The 7,061-nt window shown below is 63.2% G+C and carries 4 protein-coding genes and 1 pseudogene; 2 read left to right on the top strand and 3 right to left on the bottom strand.

What is annotated here, in order from left to right; translation table 11 throughout:
• Nucleotides 1-545: 545 nt before the first annotated feature.
• Both VMD50_RS29715 and VMD50_RS29720 read left to right on the top strand, forming a co-directional pair.
• Nucleotides 546-875, top strand: coding sequence for a DUF732 domain-containing protein (locus tag VMD50_RS29715; RefSeq protein WP_325433574.1), 330 nt, complete (start codon nt 546-548; stop codon nt 873-875).
• 342 nt (nt 876-1,217) lie between these two features.
• Nucleotides 1,218-2,443: pseudogene (locus VMD50_RS29720) on the top strand (sodium-dependent bicarbonate transport family permease).
• 791 nt (nt 2,444-3,234) lie between these two features.
• Here VMD50_RS29720 and VMD50_RS29725 read toward each other — a convergent pair.
• The 3 genes from VMD50_RS29725 to VMD50_RS29735 form a co-directional block, all read right to left on the bottom strand.
• Complete coding sequence (locus tag VMD50_RS29725) at nt 3,235-4,320, bottom strand: APC family permease (RefSeq protein ID WP_325433580.1); 1,086 nt, start codon at nt 4,318-4,320, stop codon at nt 3,235-3,237.
• A gap of 9 nt (nt 4,321-4,329) precedes the next feature.
• Entirely contained in the window at nt 4,330-5,805 is a 1,476-nt protein-coding gene (locus VMD50_RS29730; RefSeq protein ID WP_325433576.1) for an IS4 family transposase, read from the bottom strand.
• A gap of 122 nt (nt 5,806-5,927) precedes the next feature.
• The gene (locus VMD50_RS29735) at nt 5,928-6,158 is read right to left on the bottom strand and encodes a hypothetical protein (RefSeq protein WP_325433578.1); all 231 of its coding nucleotides are present in this window, start codon (nt 6,156-6,158) and stop codon (nt 5,928-5,930) included.
• Nucleotides 6,159-7,061 lie beyond the last annotated feature (903 nt).

Raw genomic sequence — 7,061 nt, forward strand, 5'->3', positions numbered from 1 at the left:
CCCGGCCCTTGCCCAAACTGGTATCGGCGGGAAGAACGACCACGTTGTCGACCAATCAGGTCTGACCTACTGCCGAAGAAACGGCCTTGTCGGCGTTCTTCCCGCCCCTGCCGCGAACGTTGTTCAGACGCCTCCTAGGCGGACATCTGGTTGCCTCTAGAGGCCTGGCCAAGTCTAACCGAAACTTCGCACCTAGAAACAGTTACGTAGACATACCGACGGTTGTAGAAACAGTTGCATAGGTGTAGTATCTACCTGGTCCCACCCGGTTGAAATGATGAGGAGTCTTCGCTAGCTGGAAAACCCCGAGCGCACTAGACCATTGGCTTGTCATGTACGACCCAGCAGCCCGGCACAGGATGCCCTCGATGACGCCGGCATCGATGAGCTCGTGGCGCTTGCACCGAAATAGCGTGGCCTGGCAGATGCCTGAATCCGCTGCGACCGCGGTGACCCGTTCACCCGACCGCAGTCGCTAAACGATCTGCTGGCACGCCCTCATGTTGATCCGACTTGATGTGACGCTTGGAAAGTGATGAGCGAAAATGACCAAGAAAATATGTGCGTGCATGTTCGGTGCGCTACTGGCGGTCGTGCTGGTGCCCGCAGCCGTCGCGAGCGCCGACCAAACCGATACCGACTTCACAAACTTCTTGGACTCGCACGGCGTCCACCTGGGTACGGCGTCCCAAACCGTGAACATGGCGCGCGTGATGTGCCACGATCTCGACGCCGGCTACACCCAGACCGATGAGGTCGACCAGCTGACGGGATCACACCGCCTGAGCCAGGCGCAAGCCCAGTTATTCGTCGGTGCGGCAACCGCGGATTACTGCCCGAAGTACCACAGTCCCACCCGGCCACGTGGCAAGTAACGCCTGCAGGTGTCGGGAGCCTGGTCGTGACCGCGGTGGCTGCGGTGTATTCCCGGGCGCCGGGTGGGCCCGATGCGGGCAGTCGCACCAGGTGGGCGATCCCACATTGCGCAGATCGCCGGGGCGGCAAGGGCCATCGTGACAGGCGCGATCAGTATCGCGCTTGTGCCGTCTCGAGTCGGCTTCGGGTTAATCGTTGTGGCGGCTCGCTAATTCGGCGTCCACAGGTGCAGCGCGGATGCCACGGTGATCGGGGGAAACCGGAGCACACCGCAGTGCCGACTGTCACCCGATAGTCCGTTCCGTACCCGCATTTCCCTCATCCCGTTATGGAGTTGATCAATGCTCTACGAATTCTGGCAGAACTTCACCCACAACCTGTTCAAACCGCTCCTGCTGTTTTTCTACCTCGGCTTCCTGATCCCGATCCTGAAGGTGCGCTTTGAGTTTCCGTACGTGATCTATCAGGGACTGACCATGTACCTGCTGCTGGCGATTGGCTGGCACGGCGGGGAGGAACTCGCCCAGATCAACGCATCCAGCGCCGGCAGGATCGCCGGCTTCATGATTATGGGCTTCGTCTTGAACTTCGTCATCGGCACCATCGCCTACCTCCTGCTGAACCTCATGACCGCGATGCGGCGCATCGATCGCGCTACGGTGGCCGGTTATTACGGGTCGGACTCGGCGGGGACCTTTGCCACGTGTGTGGGGGTACTGACCGGCCTCAATATGGCCTTCGACGCCTACATGCCGGTCATGCTGGCCGTCATGGAGATTCCGGGCTGCCTGGTGGCGCTGTATTTGGTGGGCCGACTGCGTCACAAGGGGATGGACGCAGCAGGGCTGATGCCCGACGAGCCCGGCTACACCGCACCCGTCAAGGCCGGAGTAGGGCCCGGCGCGGCGGCGCAGCCCGCCCACGGCGAGAGCCTCGATGCCCGACGCACGCGGGGAGTCGAGCAAGAACTGGAGTTCTCGCTCGAGAAACGGGAGCATCCCGACTGCGAACCCGACAACAGCGCGACCCCCGAGGCTGGCAAGAAGCCCCGAATTCTCTCCCGTGAACTCTTGGGGGAGGTGTTCCTCAACCCCGGGCTAGCGCTGCTTATCGGCGGCATCGTGGTCGGCTTGATCAGCGGGCTGCAGGGCGCCAAAGTCGTTCACAACGACGACACTTTTTTCGTGTCGGCGTTCCAGGGTGCGCTCTGCTTATTCCTCCTGGAGATGGGCATGTCGGCCTCCCGCAAATTGCGCGACCTCCGCTCGGCCGGAACCGGCTTCATCATATTCGGCCTGCTGGTACCGAATATCTTTGCCACACTGGGGATCAGCGTCGCGCACGCCTACGCCCATTTCACCCACTCCGAGTTCAAGCCTGGAACGTACATCCTGTTCGCAGTGCTGTGCGGCGCGGCCTCGTACATCGCTGTGCCGGCGGTGCAGCGACTGGCGATCCCCAAGCCAGTCCAACCTTGCCGCTGGCCGCATCACTGGGTCTAACGTTTTCTTACAACGTCACCATCGGGATTCCCATATACATCGAAATCGCCCGCCTCTTCCATTGACTGGGCCTTCGCAGCCCAAATCGCCACGGCCCGAACGCCCTTCACCTACCCTCTTGACAACTTCGCTTACATATCAGGTTCTCAGCCGCTGTGCCTGCGCAGCCTGGACGCCATACACCTCGTCGCCGCCCGGCCAGCTGGCGATGCATCGCGCGCGGTTGTCATCTACGACGACCGGAATGCTGTCAGCTGCAGAAAGTCTCGCACTAGCCAGCGCATGTAGTGGAGTGTGACGCGCGCTGCAGCGATAGTTGACGGCGACCTCCCGATCGCAAGAAGGTTCCAGCTGCCGGTCAAACGGGGCCATGTTCCGTCCTGCGGCACCTTGTTTAAGTCTTCAATGAGCGATAATAGCAATCGATTTCAGCTTCAACCCGGCATATCGTACCGCGTTCGTCGGCGGGCGTGGATCGATTGGTGCACGTGGAACTGCATACGGTAACAATCGATGGTTGTGGTTGGAGCTTCTGGGTTTCGCTGCTTTTAGGTCGTTCCGCACGTTTAGTAATTCGAGCCCATACCCTTGGCCGTGGTTGCGTCCGCGCTCAACAGCCTGCTGTCTGGTGGCGGTGAAGCCTTGATAGGCGGTTTTCGCGGGCGAAGTTTTGTGCGGTGTGCCGGCGCCAGGCCTGTGCGCGGTCCGCGCGGCCGTAATCGGGTGCCCGCAACGGGCATCGAATTCCCCGCCAAAATCCCCCGAAAATACCATGTTGCACAGAATTTCAGCACACACATCGGCGCCGTTGCAGAAGCGGCAAGGGGTGCGCGGGTATGCGCGTCGATGAGGCACCTTATGCGTGGATTGGTCTGCCGCTGACTTTTCTGAAGGTTGCCTCGATACCGAAGGACAATGCGACCATCGCGACCAAGACACTGACGGACTCGAGGTTGCTCTTGGCGATGAGTGCGGCCAATGCCGCGACGCACGCCATGGCGGCCGCCACCGAGATCCACACGGTTGATCCCCGCCTTCGGGCCGTGTGGGCCTCGGCGAGGTTGACGGCGGCGAAGATGATGAGGAATCCCGCACTTCCCATGGTCGAGATGGCTTCCAGGTCCAGCAGGTTGGCGAGCACGGCGGTCGCTGCCGCGGTGATCAGCAGCCCTTCCAGGGGCTGGTTCCAGATAGGTCGGTCGAGTTGGGCTGGCAGCTCTCGCGATTTTGCGATGGTGTAGGTCATCCGGGCCGATCCGTAGAGGGTGGCATTGATCGCCGATGCGGTCGACAACATCGCCGCTACTCCGATCATCGCGAACCCGACGGCGCCCAATGCGGGCTCGGCGGCTTCGGCCAGCGCATAGTCACGCGCGTTGATCAGCCTTGCCAGTGGCAGTGACCCCACCGAAACGATGGCCACGGCGACGTACAGTGCGATCACAGATAGCACCGAGATGTAGTAGGCCCTGGTGAGCACCCGCGCCGGGTTAGCGACGTCTTCGGCGGCGTTGGCGATCAGTTCGAAGCCTTCGTAGGCGAGGAAGATGATCATCCCGCCCGCGACCACCGACACCGGGGAGCTCCACTGCGCGGGCGCCAGCCGCTCGCTGGACACTCCCGCCACCCCGACGGCTACAAACAGCAGCAGGATCGCGATCTTGATTGCAACGATCACACGTTCGGCGCGGGCTACGGTAGCGGCGCCCGCAATGTTAACTGCGGTGATCACCACAATGGCCGTGGTGAGAAGCACATGCTTGCCCAGGGTGTGGGCGGAGTGGGGCAGGAAACTCGCGGCGTAGCTGCCGAACGCCTGGGAATACAGGGCAAGCATCACGATGTAGCTCAGCCACAACAACACGTTGGTCCCGCCGGAGAACAGGCCGGCGCCGAACGCGCGATTGAGGAAAGTGACGGTGCCGCCACGGCTAGGGTCAATGCCGGGTAGTTAAGGCCCGAGGGCTGTGGTCAAGCATTTCGATTGGTGTGTCGTGTCTTTCGGTTCGGGGTCGCTGATGGTGACGGTCACGCCGGAGATCGGTGCGCTGCGTTCGGGCCGGTAGGGGTCTTTCTTGTTGTAGCGCGAGAGCGGGGATTTGACCTTGCGGACGCTGGTGCGGGGCCGTCGGGGCGGGTGCAGGTCGTCGAGTATCGCGCGGCCGATGCGGCCGACGAGATCGTCGTCGGCCGTGATCACGTTTTCGGCCCTGACGAGCAGGTCTTTGGCTGTTTCCAGGGCGGTGGCGAAGCTGGCCCGGTCGGGGTCGGTGCCGGGGACGGTTTCGACCGCGTCCACCATGGCGATGCGCAGCGCTTGATAGACGGTGAGCAGGGCCCACATTTCCTGCCGCAGGCCGTTGGGGTCGGCCGATCGCAGGACCCGGCCCTGCAGCAGCGTGTGGCGCAGCGCCAGGTAGGCGATCTCGTGTTCCCACCGCTCGTGATACAGCGCAATCAGCGCGGCCGCGGGGTGGCGGCGCGGGTCGACCAGGGTGGTGACCAGCCGGTAGCTCGCGGTGTAGCGGGTGCCGTCGGCGCAGGTGACGGTGATGTCGGCGGTGATGATCCGCACGGTCAGTGCACCGATCCGGGACAGGAACGAGCCGTCGTCGAGGCGGGCCAGCACCGGTGGTCGGCGCGTCGAGCACAACCGGACCAGGAACTGGGCGCCGGTGTCGGCGAGCTCGGTGAGGAACGCGGCGCCGTCGAAGCCGCGGTCGGCCAGGACCAGTATGTCGGGTCCGAGCCGGGCCAGCAGGCGGCGCGCGTAGTCGGTCTCCCCGGTCGCGGGCGGTCCGAACACCGCGCCCAGCAGGGCGCGGGTGCCGGTCTCGACCAGGGTCATCAGCTCCACCGCCGGGTACCCGGTGACGCCGAGCGCGGCCCGCATCTTGCCCAGCCAGCACCGGTTCGGGCCGGTGTCGGGCACCTTGATCGACGTGCAGCCGTCGAAGGACACCGTCTGGTACCGGCCGAACCGCACGCCCGGGGTCGTCGGCCGCGCGACCGGCCCCGCCAGCACGTCGAACAACGCTTCCAGCGGCGCGACACCGACGCGGCGACGCAGATCCCGTAACGCCTTGCCCGACACCGACGGCACCGATCCGGTGTCGAGGGCGGCGATCAGCTTGTCCCACACCTTCGGATAGCCCACTCCGGGGAAAAGGCACAGTGCCAGAACGAAATACACACCCACCCGCGACGGCAGCGCCCGCAACCGCCGCTCGGTGGCTCGGGTCTGCACCAGCACCGAATCGACCAACTCGAACGGCACCTGCCGGGTCAGCTCGCCCAGGTGACCCGGAGCGAACACGCCCGCCGCCACCGTGATCGACCGGACCACGGTGGTCAATGCCGAACGCAGTCCCCGGCGACCGGCGCCGCGCCCGGCCGCGGACCGGGCGGGCATGACAGAATTCAGCACAGCGGCTCCTCGGTAGAGCGTGATCTTGGTTCGATCCCTCTTCTACCAGGGGCCGCGCCCACTTCACCGCAACTGCGCAACAGTCACGCGTGTCACACTTGACTCAACAGCCACACCCTTAACTACCCGGCATTGCGGCTAGGGTAGGCCTTCGACAACAGCGCATAGGCGCGCGCAGTCAATAACGCCACCAGCCCGGCCAGCAGAAACGCCAGCGGCGCAGCCCCCTTAGTGATCTGGACCGACAGCCCAAGAACGGCGAAGATGCCGCCGCCGACCATGCCGCCCACGCCGATCGCGACCGCACCCCACAGCCCGACCGGATCCGCGGCCACTTCCTTGGATGCTGCCATGATCCGAGCCTACGAACACCTATCGGCACGGTGCGCGCGTTGCACCCGGCAAACTGTACTTCTGCGTTGACCCGTATGGCCGCCCATAGCCACCCGGGCAGCAGCCTCCAACGCGCATCTGCTGCTGCATCGCCGACAAACAGCTGCATTTCGACCGGTCTCTTCGGCCTATTACTTGGGGACCATTTCGGGACCACACGTTACGTGCGGTGATGAATGACCTGCGCGTCTGTGCACGTCTCGCACAACCGCAAACCGGCCCCGCATTCGTGGTGACCAGCAGAAACGCCTTACCGCTACTTATTGGGGGTCAAGTGGTTCAAACGGATATCGTCTCTTGCCGGGTTTGCCCGGCGGCCGTCACAGTTGCCAAATGACGACAGTTCTGACGACAACGATGACGACAGTGGGCCCCTCAACCACGTCCCCTACAAGCCCCAAAATGTACGTATCGTGCCTGGTCACGGCTCTTGCCTGCTCCTGGCAGTGTGGGGGTTGATGAGTTCGAGATTGCGGAGAAGCACAGGTCGCGACCTGCCTGCCGTCGGTGAAGCGAAGTGGATCGACACTAGACCCCATCTACTGTGAACGGGTCGGATGGCGGCGCTGTGTGCACTCGTGATTGAAAGCGTCACGACAACGGTGTGGGCGGTCCATGGGGCCAAAATGGGGCCAAACCATCAGACCAGGTGCTCCAACGAGCCCAACCGACGCCAGTAATGTTGGTTTTAACCAGCAGAAACACACTTGTTAAGCTTCAAGCCCATTTCACACGCGGAAGGTCGCTGGTTCGATCCCAGCCGGGACCACCCCTTCTCACCTGCACTAACACGGTATGTGCACTCTATGGTTAGTTCGATTTGTCCGGTTCTTGTCCGGTGTTCGTTGGGTTGACCGTTTCGG

Origin of the sequence: Mycobacterium sp. (genome assembly GCF_035506235.1) — a bacterium.
Taxonomy (GTDB): domain Bacteria; phylum Actinomycetota; class Actinomycetes; order Mycobacteriales; family Mycobacteriaceae; genus Mycobacterium.